14 protein-coding genes are annotated in these 17901 nt (G+C 59.9%); 12 read left to right on the top strand and 2 right to left on the bottom strand.

Annotated features, from left to right (window positions below):
• Nucleotides 1–155 precede the first annotated feature (155 nt).
• Entirely contained in the window at nt 156–989 is an 834-nt protein-coding gene (locus ACWKV9_RS19325; protein WP_483837742.1) for a TIGR02285 family protein, read from the bottom strand.
• A gap of 365 nt (nt 990–1354) precedes the next feature.
• Here ACWKV9_RS19325 and ACWKV9_RS19330 point away from each other — a divergent pair, with 365 nt between their 5' ends.
• From ACWKV9_RS19330 to ACWKV9_RS19340, 3 genes are all read left to right on the top strand, one after another.
• Nucleotides 1355–1897 carry a YaeQ family protein gene (locus ACWKV9_RS19330; RefSeq protein WP_483837743.1) on the top strand — a complete coding sequence of 181 codons (543 nt, stop codon included), beginning with the start codon at nt 1355–1357 and terminating at the stop codon, nt 1895–1897.
• A 59-nt stretch (nt 1898–1956) separates the two neighbouring features.
• A complete protein-coding gene (gene recJ, locus ACWKV9_RS19335) occupies nt 1957–3672 on the top strand; it encodes a single-stranded-DNA-specific exonuclease RecJ (protein ID WP_483837744.1) in 1716 nt (571 codons plus the stop codon).
• A gap of 113 nt (nt 3673–3785) precedes the next feature.
• The gene (locus ACWKV9_RS19340; protein WP_483837745.1) at nt 3786–4892 is read left to right on the top strand and encodes an NADH:flavin oxidoreductase/NADH oxidase; all 1107 of its coding nucleotides are present in this window, start codon (nt 3786–3788) and stop codon (nt 4890–4892) included.
• A gap of 171 nt (nt 4893–5063) precedes the next feature.
• On the opposite strand, the gene ydcS is transcribed toward ACWKV9_RS19340, so the two are convergent.
• Nucleotides 5064–6215, bottom strand: a complete 1152-nt coding sequence (gene ydcS, locus ACWKV9_RS19345; RefSeq protein ID WP_483837746.1) for a putative ABC transporter substrate-binding protein YdcS — start codon at nt 6213–6215, stop codon at nt 5064–5066.
• A gap of 238 nt (nt 6216–6453) precedes the next feature.
• On the opposite strand from ydcS, the gene ACWKV9_RS19350 reads away from it, so the two are divergent.
• The 9 genes from ACWKV9_RS19350 to prfB all read left to right on the top strand — a co-directional run bounded on the left by ACWKV9_RS19350 (nt 6454) and on the right by prfB (nt 17823).
• Nucleotides 6454–7182 (top strand): tellurite resistance TerB family protein, encoded by a 729-nt coding sequence (locus tag ACWKV9_RS19350; protein ID WP_483837747.1) that lies wholly within the window; start codon nt 6454–6456, stop codon nt 7180–7182.
• A gap of 766 nt (nt 7183–7948) precedes the next feature.
• Nucleotides 7949–9571: a methyl-accepting chemotaxis protein gene (locus ACWKV9_RS19355; RefSeq protein ID WP_483837748.1), complete on the top strand. Its 1623-nt coding sequence runs from the start codon at nt 7949–7951 to the stop codon at nt 9569–9571.
• 9 nt (nt 9572–9580) lie between these two features.
• A complete protein-coding gene (locus ACWKV9_RS19360) occupies nt 9581–10117 on the top strand; it encodes a chemotaxis protein CheW (RefSeq protein ID WP_483837749.1) in 537 nt (178 codons plus the stop codon).
• Nucleotides 10114–11397: a CheR family methyltransferase gene (locus ACWKV9_RS19365; RefSeq protein WP_483837750.1), complete on the top strand. Its 1284-nt coding sequence runs from the start codon at nt 10114–10116 to the stop codon at nt 11395–11397. The genes ACWKV9_RS19360 and ACWKV9_RS19365 overlap by 4 nt, the downstream gene beginning before the upstream one ends.
• A complete protein-coding gene (locus ACWKV9_RS19370; RefSeq protein WP_483837751.1) occupies nt 11394–12080 on the top strand; it encodes a chemotaxis protein CheW in 687 nt (228 codons plus the stop codon). Before ACWKV9_RS19365 ends, ACWKV9_RS19370 begins: the two co-directional genes overlap by 4 nt.
• Complete coding sequence (locus tag ACWKV9_RS19375) at nt 12077–14464, top strand: response regulator (RefSeq protein ID WP_483837752.1); 2388 nt, start codon at nt 12077–12079, stop codon at nt 14462–14464. The genes ACWKV9_RS19370 and ACWKV9_RS19375 overlap by 4 nt, the downstream gene beginning before the upstream one ends.
• Nucleotides 14461–15471 (top strand): chemotaxis-specific protein-glutamate methyltransferase CheB, encoded by a 1011-nt coding sequence (gene cheB / locus ACWKV9_RS19380; RefSeq protein ID WP_483837753.1) that lies wholly within the window; start codon nt 14461–14463, stop codon nt 15469–15471. The genes ACWKV9_RS19375 and cheB overlap by 4 nt, the downstream gene beginning before the upstream one ends.
• Nucleotides 15472–15516: 45 nt before the next feature.
• Entirely contained in the window at nt 15517–16521 is a 1005-nt protein-coding gene (locus tag ACWKV9_RS19385) for a diguanylate cyclase domain-containing protein (RefSeq protein ID WP_483837754.1), read from the top strand.
• A 206-nt stretch (nt 16522–16727) separates the two neighbouring features.
• Nucleotides 16728–17823, top strand: a protein-coding gene (gene prfB / locus ACWKV9_RS19390) for a peptide chain release factor 2 (protein ID WP_483837755.1) whose coding sequence is annotated in 2 segments (ribosomal slippage) — nt 16728–16799 and nt 16801–17823 — 1095 coding nt in all. Because the reading frame shifts where the segments join, the coding sequence is not laid out codon by codon here.
• Nucleotides 17824–17901 lie beyond the last annotated feature (78 nt).

The following is a 17901-nucleotide window of genomic DNA, read 5'->3' on the forward strand; positions in this document are numbered from 1 at the left end:
GCGTCATGTTTAAAGCCTCGCGAACAAGTTCGCTCCTACAGGTTCGAGGTGCGTCAGATAGCGCGGTTCTGTAGGAGCCAACTTGTTGGCGAGGCGATCTTATTGCGCGTCATGTTTAAAGCCTCGCGAACAAGTTCGCTCCTACAGGTACGGGGTCACTGATCCGCAAAAAACGTCTTCGAGTCCTGCAGATATTCTTCCCGCTTGGCCATCCATTCTGCATAGAAGCCAATCAGTTTGGTGACGCGCAGCACGCGCATTTCCCGGTTGATGATTTCCATCGCCTGGTGACCTTTCACGCTGTTGGAGCAGCCGATGTGGGCGAACTGATATTTTGGGGCGTCCTTGACTGGGAAGAATTCCAGTTCATCGAGTGGGACTCCCTGTTGTTGAGCGTGAAAGCGCGCTTCCGGCCAGTAACTGATCAGCGCCTGAAAACGCCCCATTCGCTCCATCTGCAACATGCTGCCAACGGCGGCATTGCCGTAATGCAGCACCAGGTTGTCTTGCGCGGATTGGTGCAGCACCTTGTCGATGACCGGCCCGTAGCTGCGCTCGGCGACAATGCCGACCTTTACCGAATTGCTGGTCAATACAGCCGCCAGATCGATGTGCCCGTCTTCGCTGACGAAAGGCGCAAACCGCGCATGATCCCTGCGCTCGGTGATCAGGCCATTGCCCGGCGTGGCGTAGGTGGGGATGGAAAACAGAATGGTTTTTGCCCGCTCGGCCGTCCACAGCAGCGTCGGATCACAGGCGAAAATCTCCGGGTCCTGAAGCATCTGAATCCCGCGAGCGCGGTTAACGTGCACGATTTGGTGATCGTATTCGGGCATCCGTGCGATCAGTTCAGGCATCAGTTTGTCGATGGCGCCCTGACCCTTCAACGGCCCGGTAACAATGTTGAGCGGCGGGAAGTCACGCAGCACCCAGACCAACGTGTCCTTGGCCTGGCTCTCACGAGGCAACGCTGTGAAGAGCGCCGTCATGAACAACAAAGCAAATAGACAAGGCCGGGCGGACCCCCAGGATCGATAGACCATCCGTTGCTGTAATCCTTAAAAAAATGGGCCGAAATCAAAAGGCATCAAGCGAACGCCGATCCCAGGCGAGCGATTACTGACAACACGGTAAGTGCACCCCTGAGATCTCCTGGCCCAGGATTTCGCTAAAGGGTATCGCTGATGTGGATCATTTGCTTAACAGCCGTAACCTTCGCGTGAGTAAAGCACTGCTCGCAGCACCCGGCACGCTCTATTTGCGCCAGCCGGTCGCCCGATGCTGCGAGTTCGGTCGTTCAATGGTGGCGCATCGGTTAGACTTGCCGCCTTTCTTTATCTTCAGAAGCCCGTTCATGGCCCAGCCGTCCACGACCTACAAGTTTGAATTGAATCTCACCGACCTTGATCGCTCGGTCTACGAGAGCGTCAAACAGACCATCGCCCGGCACCCGTCGGAAACCGAAGAACGCATGACTGTACGCCTGCTGGCCTACGCCTTTTGGTACAACGAGCATCTGTCTTTTGGCCGTGGTCTGTCAGACGTAGACGAACCCGCGTTGTGGGAAAAAAGCCTGGATGATCGGGTTTTGCACTGGATCGAAGTCGGCCAGCCTGACGCCGACCGTCTGACCTGGTGCTCACGGCGCACTGAGCGTACCAGCCTGCTGGCCTATGGCAGTCTGCGTGTCTGGGAAGGCAAAGTGATCCCGGCGATCAAGACGTTGAAGAACGTCAACATCGCCTCGGTCCCGCAAGAAGTGCTCGAAACCCTGGCCAAAGATATGCCCCGCGTCATCAAGTGGGACGTGATGATCAGCGAAGGCACCATCTTTGTGACCGATGATCGCGGTCAACACGAAGTGCAGTTGCAGTGGCTGGCCGGCGAGCGCGGCTGATCGTCGCCGCATATCGTCGTTACAGCGAAATGAGTACCTGAAAACCAAGCGGAACCCGAATGCGCATCGAACCTCGTCTGTTGCCCGACACCTTGCCTTTTCTTGGCGATCTACCGCCTTTGCTGACTCGCCTGTACGCCGCCCGCGGTGTGCTTTCGCAGGAAGAACTGGACAAGGGTCTGGCGCGGTTGATTCCGTATCAGCAGCTCAAGGGCATTGACGCTGCGGTGGACCTGCTGGTGATCGCGCTGCAACAACGCCAGCGCATCCTCATCGTCGGCGACTTCGATGCCGATGGCGCCACGGCAAGCACCGTCGGCGTGCTGGGTTTGCGTTTGCTGGGCGCCGCTCATGTCGATTATCTCGTGCCTAACCGCTTCGCATTCGGCTACGGCCTGACCCCGGAAATCGTCCAGGTCGCGCTGGAGCGCACGCCTGATCTGCTGATGACCGTGGACAACGGCATTTCGAGTGTCGAAGGCGTGGCAGCGGCCAAGGCGGCGGGGCTTCAAGTCCTGGTCACCGATCACCACTTGCCGGGCCACGAGCTGCCGGCGGCCGACGCTATCGTCAATCCCAATCAGCCGGGCTGTACTTTCCCGAGTAAAGCGCTGGCCGGCGTCGGTGTAATTTTTTACGTGCTGATGGCTCTTCGTGCGCGGCTGCGGGACATCGGCTGGTTCGCGGCCAATGGTCAGGCGCAGCCTAATCTCGGGGAGCTGCTGGACCTGGTTGCGCTGGGTAGCGTCGCGGACGTTGTGCCGCTGGACGCCAACAATCGCATCCTCGTGCATCAAGGCTTGATGCGCATCCGCGCCGGTCGTGCGCGGCCTGGGCTGCGGGCAATCCTGGAGGTTGCCAAGCGTGAGGCATCGCGCATCACTTCCACCGATCTGGGCTTCATTATCGGGCCTCGGCTGAACGCCGCCGGTCGTCTGGATGACATGAGCCTGGGCATCGAATGCCTGCTATGTGAAGACGAAATCCAGGCGCGAGAAATGGCCGTGCAACTGGACGAGTTGAATCAGGACCGCAAATCCATCGAGCAGGGCATGCAGCGCGAAGCGTTGGCCCAGCTCAAGGACTTGCCGATCGAATCAATGCCCTTTGGCCTTTGTCTTTACGAGGCCGAGTGGCACCAAGGGGTTATCGGCATCCTCGCTTCACGCATGAAAGAGCGCTATCACCGCCCGACCATCGCTTTCGCCAGTGCGGGGGAGGGCGTGCTCAAAGGGTCGGCGCGTTCGGTGCCAGGTTTTCATATTCGCGATGCGCTGGATGCTGTCGCCGCAAGGCACCCCGAGCTGATCAGCAAGTTCGGCGGGCACGCGATGGCGGCAGGGTTGTCGTTGCCGGAAGAAAATTTCCAGGCATTCGCCGAAGCCTTCGATACCGAAGTGCGCCGCCAGCTCAATGAGGAAGACCTTACCGGTCGGTTATTGTCGGACGGCACGCTGGCGGTCGAAGAGTTTCATTTGGAGCTGGCGCGCGCTCTGCGCAATGCCGGGCCTTGGGGACAGCATTTCCCGGAGCCGCTGTTTCACGGCGTCTTTCAGTTGGTTGAGCAGCGTATCGTCGGCGAACGGCATCTGAAAATGGTGCTCAAGACCGAATGCGGCACGGTGAAGCTCGACGGTATTGCGTTCAGCGTTGATCGCGAAGTGTGGCCCAACCCGACCATTCGCTGGGTCGAATTGGCCTACAAGCTGGACCTCAATGAGTTCCGGGGAAATGAAACGGTTCAGCTTCTGGTGGCGCACCTGTCGCCGCGCTGATCATAGCAGTGCAAGATGCGCTGAACCCTCTCTTAAAGGCAGTTGTCGACTAGGCTCAATGTTCTGAAAAGACAATGTGCCTGGAACCCGATTCTTCCACTTGAGAGGTCCCCATGAGCCTGCTGCTTGAACCCTATACCATTCGCCAACTGACCCTGTTAAACCGCATCGCGGTGTCTCCGATGTGTCAGTACTGCTGCGTCGATGGCCTGGCCAATGACTGGCATCTGGTACACCTGGGCAGCCGCGCGGTTGGCGGCGCCGGTTTGATTTTTACTGAAGCCACCGCTGTAACAGAAGATGGTCGCATCACCCCCGAGGACTTGGGGCTGTGGAATGACGATCAGATCGAACCCTTGCAGCGCATCACCCGTTTCATCACCGCTCAAGGCGCCGTCGCGGGCATTCAGTTGGGGCATGCCGGTCGCAAGGCAAGCACGTGGCGGCCATGGCTGGGTAAGCAGGGCAGCGTGCCGCTGGACCAGGGCGGCTGGCAGTCATGGGGCGCATCGGCTATCGCCTTCGATCCTAATCACAGGGCGCCAACGCCGCTGGATGAAGCGCAGATCAAGGACGTGATTCAAGCGTTCGTGGATTCCGCCAAGCGTGCGCTGACCGCCGGTTTCAAGGTGGTAGAAATTCACGCGGCCCACGGCTATCTGCTGCATCAGTTCCTGTCGCCGTTGAGCAATCAGCGCCGCGATCAATACGGCGGCTCGTTCGATAACCGCATTCGCCTGACCCTTGAAGTTACCGAAGCGATCCGTGCCGTCTGGCCGGAAGAGTTGCCAGTGTTCGTGCGGGTGTCGGCCACCGATTGGGTGGAAGACGGCTGGAATCCCGATGAAACCGTGGAGCTGGCTCGTCGCCTTAAAGCCTTGGGCGTGGACTTGATCGATGTGTCGTCAGGCGGCACGGCAGCCCATGCGGAGATTCCCGTTGGGCCGGGTTATCAGACCCGCTTTGCCGAGCGCGTGAAGAAAGAGGCCGGAATTGCCAGTGGTACCGTGGGTATGATCACTGAACCTGCGCAGGCGGATCACATCTTGCGCACTGGGCAGGCGGATTTGATCCTGCTGGCCCGCGAGCTGCTGCGTGACCCTTACTGGCCGCTGCACGCCGATGACGATCTGGGCGGTCGAAAAGCGATCTGGCCAGCGCAATACCAGCGGGCAACTCATCGCGATCAGCCGATTCATGAGTCCGATTTGCGCGATTGATCAAAGTGGTCCTCCGCGCGCTTCGGCTTTTGATTCTGGCCGAAGACCGCAGGAGTGCTGCTGCTTGCTCGCGATGCGTTCGCTCAGCCGAAGACGTACCGACTGACTTACCGCAATCGCGAGCTAGCTCCCTCCCACATGGCTATGTGGTGCCCGGCTTGATGAACAGAATCAACGCCCACCCATGATCGCGATGTAGTCCTTCGTCCACCTGCTATACGGCACGAATTTGCCGCCTTCGGCCTGCGGGGTTTTCCAGAAAGCGATCTTCTCGAACAGGTCGAACCCGTTAGTGGTGCAGCCCTCGGCGCCAAGCAGTTCGCTGGATTTGCACGCCGCAGGCACCACCGGCAACGAGCCGAACCACGCCGCTACATCGCCCTGGACTTTCGGTTGCAGCGACCAGTCCATCCATTTGTAGGCGCAATTTGGATGTTTGGCGTCGGCGTGCAACATAGTCGTGTCCGCCCAGCCCGTGGCGCCTTCCTGCGGGATGGTCGAAGCCACCGGCTGTTTGTCCGCCTGCAGGCCATTGACCATATAGCCCCACGAACTGGAAGCAGCCACGCCTTCGTTCTTCACGTCGCTCATCTGCACAGTCGCGTCGTGCCAGTAACGGTGAATCAACGGCTGCTGTTCGCGCAGCAGATCGAGCACTGCCTTGTACTGGGTTTCAGTCAATTGATACGGGTCTTCGATCTTCAAATCAGGCTGTTTGGTTTTCAGGTAGAGCGCCGCGTCGGCAATGTAGATCGGTCCGTCATAGGCCTGTACCCGGCCTTTGTTGGGCTTGCCGTCGGGCAGGTCCTGAGGCTCGAACACCACGCTCCAGCTCACCGGCGGGGTTTTGAACACATTGGTGTTGTACAGCAGCACGTTCGGGCCCCACTGATACGGCGTGCCGTAGGTTTGCTTGTCGACCACGTACCACTGGCCCCCGACCAGGCGCGGGTCGAGGTTTTTCCAGTTGGGGATCAGCGAGGTATCGATGGGCTGTACCCGCTTGCCCGCGATCAAGCGTAACGAAGCGTCGCCGGAAGCGGTCACCAGGTCATAGCCGCCCTTGGTCATCAGGCTGACCATTTCGTCCGAAGTGGCGGCGGTCTTGACGTTGACCTTGCACCCGGTTTCTTCTTCGAAGCCCGTCACCCAGTCATACGCCTTGTCACTTTCACCGCGCTCGATGTAACCCGGCCACGCCACGATATCGAGCTGGCCTTCGCCAGTGCCGACAGCCTTGAGCGTTTCAGCGGCCTGCAATGTGGCGCTGGCGAACAATGCGGTGATTACAGCGCTTAACAGCGTGGTCTTGTGCACTGACATGGGGTTCCCTCTTTTTCAAATTATGGTCGGGGCAGTGTGAAGTGACGAATCTGGCGCAATGGCCTTATCGACGGGGCTATGCGCTTGTTTTTGTCGGATGCGATGAGTCTATATCGTTTTAATCAAAGGGCCATTACGTGATAGCAACATCTGGAAGCACTCCTGAGAACAGCCCATGAGCTGTTCGTTTTAATCTGCGAGCCGTTGAATTTTCCGACGACAACTCAGGAGAACTCCTATGAATACCCGTGGATTGTTGGATCAGTTGCTCAAATCCGGTCAAGACCTGCTACAGAACAAGGCAGGCGGTGCCGGTCAATCTCAAAACAAAAGCGGCGGCCAGGGCGGCCTGAGTGATCTGCTTGGCAAAGTGGGTGGCGGCAATCTTGGCGGTTTCTTGTCCGGCGCAGGTGGCGGCGCGGCAGCCGCGGGGGCAATGGGCCTGCTGCTGGGCAATAAAAGCGCGCGCAAGATGGGCGGCAAGGTGCTGACCTACGGCGGATTGGCCGCCCTCGGGGTAATTGCCTACAAGGCATATGGCAACTGGCAGGCCAATCAAGGCAGCGCGCCGCAGACTGAACCGCAGACTATCGACCGCGTGCCACCCGCGCAGGTTGAACTGCACAGTGAAGCCATCCTCCGCGCCCTGGTTGCTGCGGCCAAGGCAGACGGCCACGTCGATGACCGTGAGCGCGAATTGATTGAAGGCGAATTCACCCGATTGACCGGCGATCAGGAATTGCAGCACTGGCTGCATGCCGAACTGAACAAACCCCTGGACCCTTCCGACGTGGCCCGCGCAGCAAAAACGCCGGAGATCGCCGCCGAGATGTACATCGCCAGCGTGATGATGGTCGACGAAGAGCATTTCATGGAGCGCGCCTACCTGGATGAACTGGCCAAGCAACTCAAGCTTGATCCTGCGCTCAAGACCGAACTGGAGACCCAGGTCCGACAAGCCCAATAAGCGCGCTGCTCGCAATCTGTAGGAGTGAACTTGCTCGCGATGGGCTTGCGAAGTGGCGTCAAAACTTAGCGACCGTGTTACGCCTGACACACCGCATGCACCGGTTTACTGCCGCTGCGCAGCAGATCGCGAGCAAGCAACGCTCCTACGGCCTGCGGCCAGAATCAAAAGCGTTCGATGGCGCATTCCGATTCGTGTGCGGCCTGCGGCCAGAATCAAAAACGGGTAGCGCCACAGATCTGCTTCTGCGCGGAGCGCGTAGGAGTCTGGCTTGCCGACGATGGGCTGCGCAGCGGCCCCAAAACCTGCAAACCGTGTTTACGCCTGACACACCGCATGCACTGGTTTACTGCCGCTGCGCGCTAGATCGTCCGGATGCGGCCCAGAGCAAGCAACGCTCCTACGGCCTCGGCCAGAATCAAAAGCGTTCGATGGCACATTCCGATTCGTGTGCGGCCTGCGGCCAGAATCAAAAGCTTCGCGAGCAAGCCTCGCTCCAACGGGGTTGCGCCGTTGATCGCGGTTAGGTCCCAAGGGCTGGGCCGAGAATCAGAAACCCCGCACCCACTCTTAAAGCAACTCCCCTTCATGCCGACAACTTGTCAGAAGCGTCTGATATCCGTGTCGGAAAGTCAGCAAAACAGGTCAGAAACAGTCCGGTAAGTGCGTAAGCCGCTGGGCTATACTCCCGCTCGCTTTGGACCGTTGATCGGTCCGCTTCTTGAACCCGGCGTGGCCGCTGGCGTTGAACTCTTGAGGGCTGACTGTGAAGAACTGGACGTTGCGTCAACGGATTTTGGCGAGCTTTGCTGTGATCATCGCCATCATGCTGCTGATGGTAGTGGTGGCTTACACCCGGCTGTTATCGATTGAGTCCAGTTCGGAGGCGGTGAGTGAGGATGCCATTCCCGGCGTTTATTACAGCACTTTGACCCGCAGCGCCTGGGTCGAAAGTTACCTGCGCACCCTTGAGCTGCTCGGCGAAGACGAAGGCCGTCCGCTGACCAAGGAAGAAAGGGATCAGTACCAAGAGTTCGAAACGCGCCTGAACGCGCAGATGAACAACTATCGCAAAACCATCTTCGACGCAGCCGATCAGGCCGGTTTCGACAATTTCGAGAAGCTGCACCAAGTCTTCAATAAAGCGCTCGATGACACGCTTCGTGCCTACGAGGCCAACGATTTCATTGCTGCGCGGCAGATCTTCAAAGAGCGCATGAGCCCTGTCTGGATTGACGGTCGCCGTCAGCTCAATGACATTATTTTGATGAACAAGAAAGTTGCGGACGATGCGTCCCTGGCCATCCATTCCTCGGTGCAGAGCGCCAAGATCAGCATGGGCGTTTCCCTGTTGGTGGCCGTGCTTGCGGCAGGCGCCTGCGGGCTGCTGCTGATGCGCACGATTCTGGCGCCGATGACGTTGATCGTGCGCATCCTCGACACCATGCGCACGGGCGATCTGAGCAGCCGTTTGAACCTGGACCGCAAAGACGAATTCGGTGCAGTGCAAACCGGCTTCAATGACATGGTCGCCGAACTGGCGGCACTGGTGTCCCAGGCGCAGCGTTCTTCGGTGCAGGTCACCACTTCGGTCACCGAAATCGCGGCCACTTCCAAGCAACAACAGGCCACCGCCACGGAAACCGCAGCCACCACCACTGAGATTGGCGCGACTTCCCGGGAAATTGCTGCCACCTCCCGTGATCTGGTGCGCACCATGACAGAAGTCACCTCCGCCGCTGATCAGGCGTCGATTCTCGCAGGCTCCGGCCAGCAAGGTCTGGCGCGCATGGAAGAAACCATGCATTCGGTGATGGGCGCCGCAGACCTGGTGAACTCCAAGCTGGCGATCCTCAATGAGAAGGCGGGCAACATCAATCAGGTGGTCGTGACCATCGTCAAGGTGGCCGATCAGACCAACTTGCTGTCGCTCAACGCCGCCATCGAAGCGGAAAAAGCCGGCGAATACGGCCGTGGTTTCGCCGTGGTTGCCACCGAAGTGCGTCGCTTGGCCGATCAGACCGCGGTCGCAACTTACGACATCGAACAAATGGTGCGCGAGATTCAATCCGCCGTGTCCGCAGGCGTCATGGGCATGGACAAGTTTTCCGAAGAAGTGCGCCGCGGTATGTTCGAAGTGACCCAAGTGGGCGAGCAGCTTTCGCAGATCATCCATCAGGTGCAGGCCTTGGCGCCGCGCGTGCTGATGGTCAACGAAGGCATGCAGGCTCAGGCCACTGGCGCCGAACAAATCAATCAGGCGCTGGTGCAGCTGGGTGATGCCAGCAGCCAGACTGTGGAATCCCTGCGCCAGGCCAGTTTTGCTATCGACGAGCTAAGCCAGGTGGCGATCGGGCTGCGCGGCGGCGTTTCGCGATTCAAGGTCTGAGTCGGATCGATGATCGAGCACTCAGCCAGACGCGGGGCGCCCGTGTTGCCCAAGAACAAGCTGTTTCTGCTGTTTCGGATTGGCGCCGAGCGTTATGCGCTGGAAGCTGTGGAGGTGGCCGAAGTGTTGCCTCGGCTGGCGCTCAAACCCATCGCCCAGGCGCCACATTGGGTTGCCGGTGTGTTCGCTCATCGCGGCGCGGTCATCCCGGTTATCGACCTGAGCGCGCTGACGTTTGGTCATCCCGCGCAATCACGCACCAGCACCCGTCTGGTGCTGGTGCATTACCGGCCGGATGCAGAACGAGGGGCGCAACTGCTCGGGTTGATTCTGGAGCAGGCCACCGACACCCTGCGTTGCGCTGCTGCCGAGTTCAAGGATTACGGCGTGGACAACCGTCAGGCGCCGTACTTGGGGCCAGTGCGCGAAGACGAGATCGGTCTGTTGCAGTGGATCCGCGTTCAGGACCTGCTCAACGAACCGGTACGTGAACTGCTGTTTCCGTCCCAGCCGCTGAGTGTTGAAGCGTTCGAGGCGATGCCATGAGCGAAGACTCGCGTTTCTTCGCGTTTCTCAAGGATCGCATCGGCCTGGACGTGGCGTCGGTGGGCGAGGCGATCATCGAGCGTGCCGTTCGCCAGCGCTGCACCGCCTCCCACTCGGCGGACAACGATACTTATTGGCAATTGCTAGCAGGCTCGGCGGACGAGCAGCAAGCGCTGATCGAAGCAGTGATCGTCCCCGAGACCTGGTTTTTTCGTTACCCCGAATCCTTCGCCACGCTGGGCAAACTGGCTTTGGCGCGATTGGCGGAGCTGGGCGGTGCAAGGCCATTGCGTATCCTCAGTCTGCCATGCTCAACCGGTGAAGAACCGTACTCCATCGCCATGGCGCTGTTCGATGCAGGCGTGGCGCCGGGGCAGTTCAAGGTCGATGCGGTGGACATCAGTCCGCTTTCGATCCAGCGCGCGCGGCGTGGCGTGTACGGCAAAAACTCGTTTCGTGGCGATCAGTTGAGCTTTCGTGAACGTTATTTTCAGCCGGTCGAAGAAGGCTATCGACTCGATGAACGAGTGGCCGATCGGGTGGATTTTCAGCCCGGCAACCTGCTTGACCCGCATATGCCGCTGGCCCAGTCGGCCTACGATTTCGTGTTCTGCCGCAATTTGCTGATCTATTTCGACGTGCCAACCCAGCGCCTCGGTTTTGAGGCTCTCAAGCGCATGACCCGCGAGGAAGGCGTGCTGTTCATCGGCCCCGCCGAAGGCAGTTTGCTGGGGCGCATGGGCATGAGTTCCATCGGCATAGCGCAGTCGTTTGCCTTTCGGCGTCGCTCTGAAGTGGCGATAGAGCTACCCGTCATTGCTGCCACTTGGCCGATAGCCGAGCGCGCCAGGTTGCCCGTCAAAGCGCCGGTCTCGATGCCGTTTCGCACGCAAGTTCCAGCGCCGGTCAAACCCTTCTCGACGATCAAAACGCCCATCGCGAGTGCGCCCAGCAGCGACGCCAACACCTTGCTCGCCACCATCGGCAGCCTGGCCAACGAAGGCAAGACCGCTGACGCCAAAGCGGCCTGCGAACGCTACTTGAAGCAGCACGAACCGGTGGCGACGGTGTTCTATTGGCTGGGTCTGCTCAGCGAAGTCGCGAGCGACACGGCTCAGGCGTCGGGTTTTTATCGCAAAGCGCTGTATCTGGAGCCGCAGCATCCCGAAACGCTGGCGCAAATGGCTGCATTACTCGCAAGCCAGGGCGATGTGGCCGGGGCCAGACGGTTGCAGGAGCGTGCTGCGCGCGGGATGAATAAAGAAGGACGCAATCGATGAGCCAGTTGCACAGCGAATTGATGGTCACCGATGACGCGCACACCATCGATGATTGCTGGAACCGGATTGGCATCCACGGCGACCGTTCGTGTCCGTTGCTGGTCGAGCACATTCATTGCCGCAACTGCTCGGTGTACTCGGCGGCGGCCACCCGGCTGCTGGACCGCTACGCCCTGGCGGTGCAGGACCGCGCGGTGGTGCAGTCGAGCATCCTGCCGGGCGAAATCAAGACCCGTTCGATTGTGGTGTTTCGCCTCGGGGAAGAATGGCTCGGGCTGCCGACCCGCTGTCTGGTGGAGGTAGCAAACCTGCAGGCCATTCATTCACTGCCGCACCAACGCTCGCGGGCGCTACTGGGCGTGGCCAACGTGCGTGGCGCGCTGGTTGCCTGTATTTCGCTGGTGGAATTGCTTGGGCTCGACACTGCAAGCGGCGTGGCGCCTTCGGGCCGGATCATGCCGCGCATGTTGATCGTCGCTGCCGAAGGCGGGCCGGTGGTAGTGCCGGTAGACGAAGTCGATGGTATTCACGCCATGGAACAACAACTGCTGGACGCTGCCTCTGCGCCAGGTGAACACGCCACCGCCAGGTTCACCCAAGGCGTTTTGCAGTGGAAGCAACGCAGCTTGCGCCTGCTGGATGAAGCGCAGGTGCTGTCTGCTGTGAACCGGAGCCTCACATGACCCCCGACTGGATGCGTGACGCTTCGCTGTTCGAACTCTTCACTCTGGAAGCCGAAGCCCAGACTCAGGTATTGAGTGCAGGCTTGCTGGCGTTGGAGCGCAACCCGACCCAGGCCGACCAGCTCGAAGCCTGCATGCGCGCGGCTCATTCGCTCAAGGGCGCGGCGCGGATCGTCGGAGTCGACGCTGGCGTCAGCGTTTCCCACGTCATGGAAGATTGTCTGGTCAGTGCCCAGGAAGGCAGGCTTCACTTGCAGCCCGAACACATCGACGCCTTGCTGATGGGCACTGACCTGCTGATGCGCATTGCGACACCGGGTGCCAGCAGCGTCGGGCCGTCTGACGTCGACGGTTACGTGGCGCTGATGAACGATCTGCTCACTCCACTGACCACTGCCACGCCACTGGGCGAACCGCTGTCGGCTGATGAAATGCTGCTGGCCAACGCGCAGTTGCTGCTGGCTGTCTCACCCGGATCAGCGCCGGCACCCGCCGCGCCGCTGCCACCCGCGCCCAGCCAAAATGCCGCGCTGCCGGTTGCTGCGCCTCAATTGGCGACCTCGCCAGATCCAGAGGCCGATCCTGAGCCCGTCGCTAAAAACGCTGTGCCCCGAGGCGAGCAACGCCCGGCTCCCGGCAGCGAACGGGTCTTGCGGGTGACGGCTGAGCGTCTGAATAACTTGCTGGATCTGTCGAGCAAATCGCTGGTGGAAACCCAGCGCCTGAAGCCGTATCTGGCAGCAATGCAGCGGGTCAAACGCTCCCAAAGCGGAGCGAGCAGGGCCCTCGACAGTCTTGAAGCGCTGCTTGACGCAACGGTAGATCCCGACGCGCAAAAAGCGCTGGAAGAAGCGCGCCGCCTGTTGAGTGAAGCGCAGCATTTATTGATCCAGCAAACCGCCGACCTGGACGAATTCGGTTGGCAGGCCGGTCAGCGCGCGCAATTGCTCTACGACACCGCGCTCGCCTGTCGCATGCGCCCGTTCGCTGACGTCTTGGCAGGCCAGGCGCGGATGGTCCGGGATCTGGGCCGTTCCCTTGGCAAGCAAGTGCGGCTGGAGATCGATGGCGAGAAAACCCAGGTCGATCGTGACGTACTGGAAAAACTCGAAGCGCCGCTGACCCACCTGCTGCGCAACGCAGTGGATCACGGCATCGAATCCCCTGAGCAAAGGCTGGCGATGGGCAAGCCTGCCGAAGGGTTGATCCAGCTCAAGGCTTCGCATCAGGCTGGTTTGCTGGTGGTGGAACTGATCGATGACGGCGGTGGCGTCGATCTTGAAAAACTGCGCCAAAGCATCATCGAGCGCAAATTATCGCCGGTTGAAACCGCATCCCAACTGAGCGAAGAAGAACTGCTGAGCTTCCTGTTTTTGCCCGGTTTCAGCATGCGCGACAAAGTCACTGAGGTGTCCGGACGCGGCGTCGGGCTGGACGCAGTGTTGCACATGGTTCGTCAGTTGCGGGGCGGCGTCGAACTTGAGCAGCGCGCGGGCGAAGGCAGCCACTTTCATATCGAGGTGCCGCTGACCCTGTCGGTGGTGCGTAGCCTGGTAGTGGAGGTGGGCGGAGAAGCCTACGCCTTCCCGCTGGCGCACATTGAACGCATGCGCGACGTCCAGGCCGACGAGATTGTGCAGCTGGAAGGGCGTCAACACTTCTGGCACGAAGAGCGACACGTCGGCCTGGTCGCGGCCAGCCAGTTGCTCAATCGACCCCAAAGCCAAAGCGCCGAAGACGTGCTCAAAGTGGTAGTGATCCGCGAGCGCGATGCCGTGTACGGCGTGGCCGTCGAGCGGTTTATCGGCGAGCGCACGCTGGTGGTGCTGCCGTTGGACCCGCGTCTGGGCAAGGTGCAGGACATCTCCGCCGGAGCGCTGCTGGATGACGGTTCTGCGGTATTGATCATCGATGTCGAAGACATGCTGCGCTCGGTAGAGAAACTGCTCAATACCGGGCGCTTGGAGCGCATCGATCGACGTAATCGTCAGACCAACGCGGTACCCCGCAAGCGTGTGCTGGTGGTCGATGACTCCCTGACCGTGCGCGAGCTTGAGCGTAAATTACTCCTCAGCCGTGGCTACGAAGTGGCGGTGGCGGTGGATGGCATGGATGGCTGGAACGCGTTGCGCGCCGAAGATTTCGATTTGCTGATCACCGACATCGACATGCCGCGCATGGACGGTATCGAACTGGTCACCTTGCTGCGGCGCGACAGCCGGCTGCAGTCCTTGCCGGTGATGGTGGTGTCATACAAGGACAGAGAAGAGGACCGCCGTCGCGGGCTGGACGCAGGTGCCGATTATTATCTGGCCAAGGCCAGCTTTCACGACGATGCACTGCTCGATGCCGTCGTTGAGTTGATAGGAGAAGCGCAAGGATGAAGATCGCTATCGTCAACGACATGCCTATGGCGATCGAAGCGTTGCGCCGGGCTATCGCGTTCGAGCCGACGCACGAAGTGGTCTGGGTAGCCCGCGATGGCGCCGAAGCGGTCGACCGCTGCGCCGAGCTGACACCCGATGTCATCCTCATGGATTTGATCATGCCGGTGATGGACGGGGTAGAGGCCACTCGGCGTATTATGGCGGCCACGCCTTGCGCCATCGTGATTGTGACGGTCGACCGCGAGCAAAACGTGCACCGCGTCTTCGAAGCCATGGGCCACGGCGCGCTGGATGTGGTGGATACCCCGGCCATTGGCGGCAGCAATCCGAAGGAAGCGGCGGCGCCGTTATTACGCAAGATCCTGAACATTGGCTGGCTCATCGGCCAGCGTGACAGTCGGGTGAAGTCAGCCCCGGTGCCAATGCGTGAAGCTGTACAGCGTCGCAGTCTGGTGGCGATCGGTTCATCGGCCGGCGGACCTGCAGCGCTGGAAGTACTGCTCAAAGGGCTGCCGGTGAACTTTCCGGCCGCTATCGTCCTGGTGCAGCATGTTGACCAGGTGTTTGCCGCAGGGATGGCCGAATGGCTGAGTTCATCGTCGGGCATGCCTGTGCGACTGGCGCGCGATGGAGAGCCGCCGCAGCCCGGCCAAGTATTACTGGCGGGAACGAATCACCATATTCGCTTATTGAAAAACGGCACGCTGGCTTATACGGCGGAGCCGGTGAACGAAATTTATCGGCCGTCGATCGATGTGTTTTTCGAGAGCGTGGCCAGCTATTGGAACGGTGATGCAGTGGGCGTTTTGTTGACAGGTATGGGCCGTGATGGAGCTCAGGGGCTCAAGCTGATGCGTCAGCGCGGGTTTTTGACCATCGCCCAGGACCAGCAAAGTTGTGCGGTTTACGGCATGCCCAAAGCGGCCGCTGCCATTGATGCTGCCAAGGAGATTCGCCCTCTGGACACCATCGCGCCTCGCTTGAAAGAGGCATTCAGCCAATGATTTTCCAGGTGAATTCACAGTCCGTCTGTGACCAGGAGACTGTTAATGCATGATTTGCAGTTGGACGACGTGAAGACGACCGACGAGAACGCCGCGATGGTGCTGCTGGTTGACGATCAGGCCATGATCGGGGAAGCAGTGCGGCGCGGGCTGGCCCATGAAGACAATATCGATTTCCATTTTTGCGCCGATCCCCATCAGGCCATCGCTCAAGCCGTGCAGATCAAACCGACGGTCATTCTTCAGGACCTGGTGATGCCGGGTCTGGACGGGCTGACGCTGGTGCGCGAATACCGAAACAACCCGATGACCCGCGATATCCCGATCATCGTGCTGTCGACCAAGGAAGACCCGCTGATCAAGAGCGCGGCTTTCGCGGCCGGGGCCAACGATTATCTGGTCAAGCTGCCGGACAACATCGAGCTGGTGGCGCGTATTCGCTATCACTCGCGCTCCTACATGACGCTGTTGCAGCGCGATGAAGCTTATCGGGCGCTGCGAGTCAGTCAGCAGCAATTGCTCGACACAAACCTGGTGTTGCAGCGCTTGATGAACTCCGACGGCCTGACCGGGCTGTCTAACCGTCGACATTTCGACGAGTACCTTGAGCTGGAATGGCGTCGCGCGATGCGTGAACAGGGTCAGTTGTCGCTGATGATGATCGACGTAGATTATTTCAAGGCCTACAACGACAGCTTCGGCCATCTGGAAGGGGACGAAGCGCTGCGTCAGGTGGCCAAAGCCATTCGCGCCAGCGGCAGCCGCCCCTCGGACTTGCCTGCCCGTTATGGTGGCGAAGAGTTCGCGCTGGTGCTGCCCAATACTTCCCCGGGCGGCGCGCGTCTGCTGGCCGAGAAGCTGCGTCAGACCATCGCTGGCATGAGCATCCCCCACAACGCCCCGGTCGAGGGTTCGGTGCTGACGGTCAGCATCGGGCTGTCCACGGTGGTGCCACAGGTGGGCAGCCACAGTCGCCAGTTGATCCAGAGCGCCGACCAGGGTCTGTATGCAGCCAAGCACAATGGGCGTAATCAGGTGGTGGTGGGCTGAAACCTGGAGGAGCGCGCTTGCCCGCGATTGCGTTGTGTCAGATAAACCGCGAAGCAATACCGCTGACACGCCACCTTCGCGGGCAAGCGCGCTTCTACAATGGGGGCATTCTCATATTGACAACCCTGCCCAACGGCCTGCCATACCGAGGCCGGCTAGGGTATACTCGCCGGCTTTGAAAATTTCGCCTGCGAGTGCTGCCTACCATGGAAATCAACCCGATCCTAAACAGCATCAAGGACCTGTCCGAGCGTTCCGAAACCATTCGGGGGTATCTTTGACTACGATCACAAACATGATCGTCTGACCGAAGTTAACCGCGAGCTCGAAGATCCAAACGTCTGGAACAAACCCGAATACGCACAGAGTCTGGGCCGCGAGCGTTCGCTGCTGGCACAGATCGTCGACACCCTGGACGAAATGTCCACCGGGCTTGCCGATGCCAAAGACCTGCTGCTGATGTCTGCCGAAGAAGAAGACCAGGCTGCCGTCGATGACGTCGCTGCCGAAGTCGAGCGCTTGCGCGAATCGTTGGAGAAGCTTGAATTCCGTCGCATGTTCAGCGGCGAAATGGACCCCAACAATGCCTACCTCGATATCCAGGCCGGTTCCGGCGGCACCGAGGCTCAGGACTGGGCCAACATCCTCTTGCGCATGTACCTGCGCTGGGCCGACAAGCGCGGCTTTGAAGCCATCATCATGGAATTGTCTGCCGGCGAAGTCGCCGGGATCAAAGGCGCAACCGTCCACATCAAGGGCGAATATGCTTTTGGCTGGCTGCGTACTGAAATCGGCGTGCACCGTCTGGTGCGCAAGAGCCCGTTCGACTCCGGCAACCGCCGTCACACCTCATTCTCGGCCGTGTTCGTGTCGCCTGAAATCGATGACAACATCGAAATCGACATCAACCCGTCGGACCTGCGCATCGACACCTATCGCTCCTCGGGTGCCGGTGGTCAGCACGTAAACACCACTGACTCGGCGGTACGTATCACCCACGTTCCGACCAACACCGTGGTCAGTTGCCAGAACGAACGCTCCCAGCACGCGAACAAAGACACCGCCATGAAAATGCTGCGGGCGCGCTTGTACGAGCAGGAAATCCAGAAGCGCAATGCAGCCTCGCAAGCGGTTGAAGACACCAAGTCCGACATCGGCTGGGGTCATCAGATTCGCTCCTACGTGCTCGACGCCTCGCGGATCAAGGATTTGCGCACCAGCGTTGAACGCAGCGATTGCGACAAAGTGCTCGACGGCGACATCGACGAATACCTGATCGCGAGCCTCAAGCAAGGGCTGTAAACGCGACACCACTGTTGCGGGCCGGCACGTCATCATGATGCTGCCGCCCGCGATCCCTCGATCAAGTCGAGGGGCAAC

The sequence above is a fragment of the Pseudomonas corni genome (assembly GCF_057128765.1).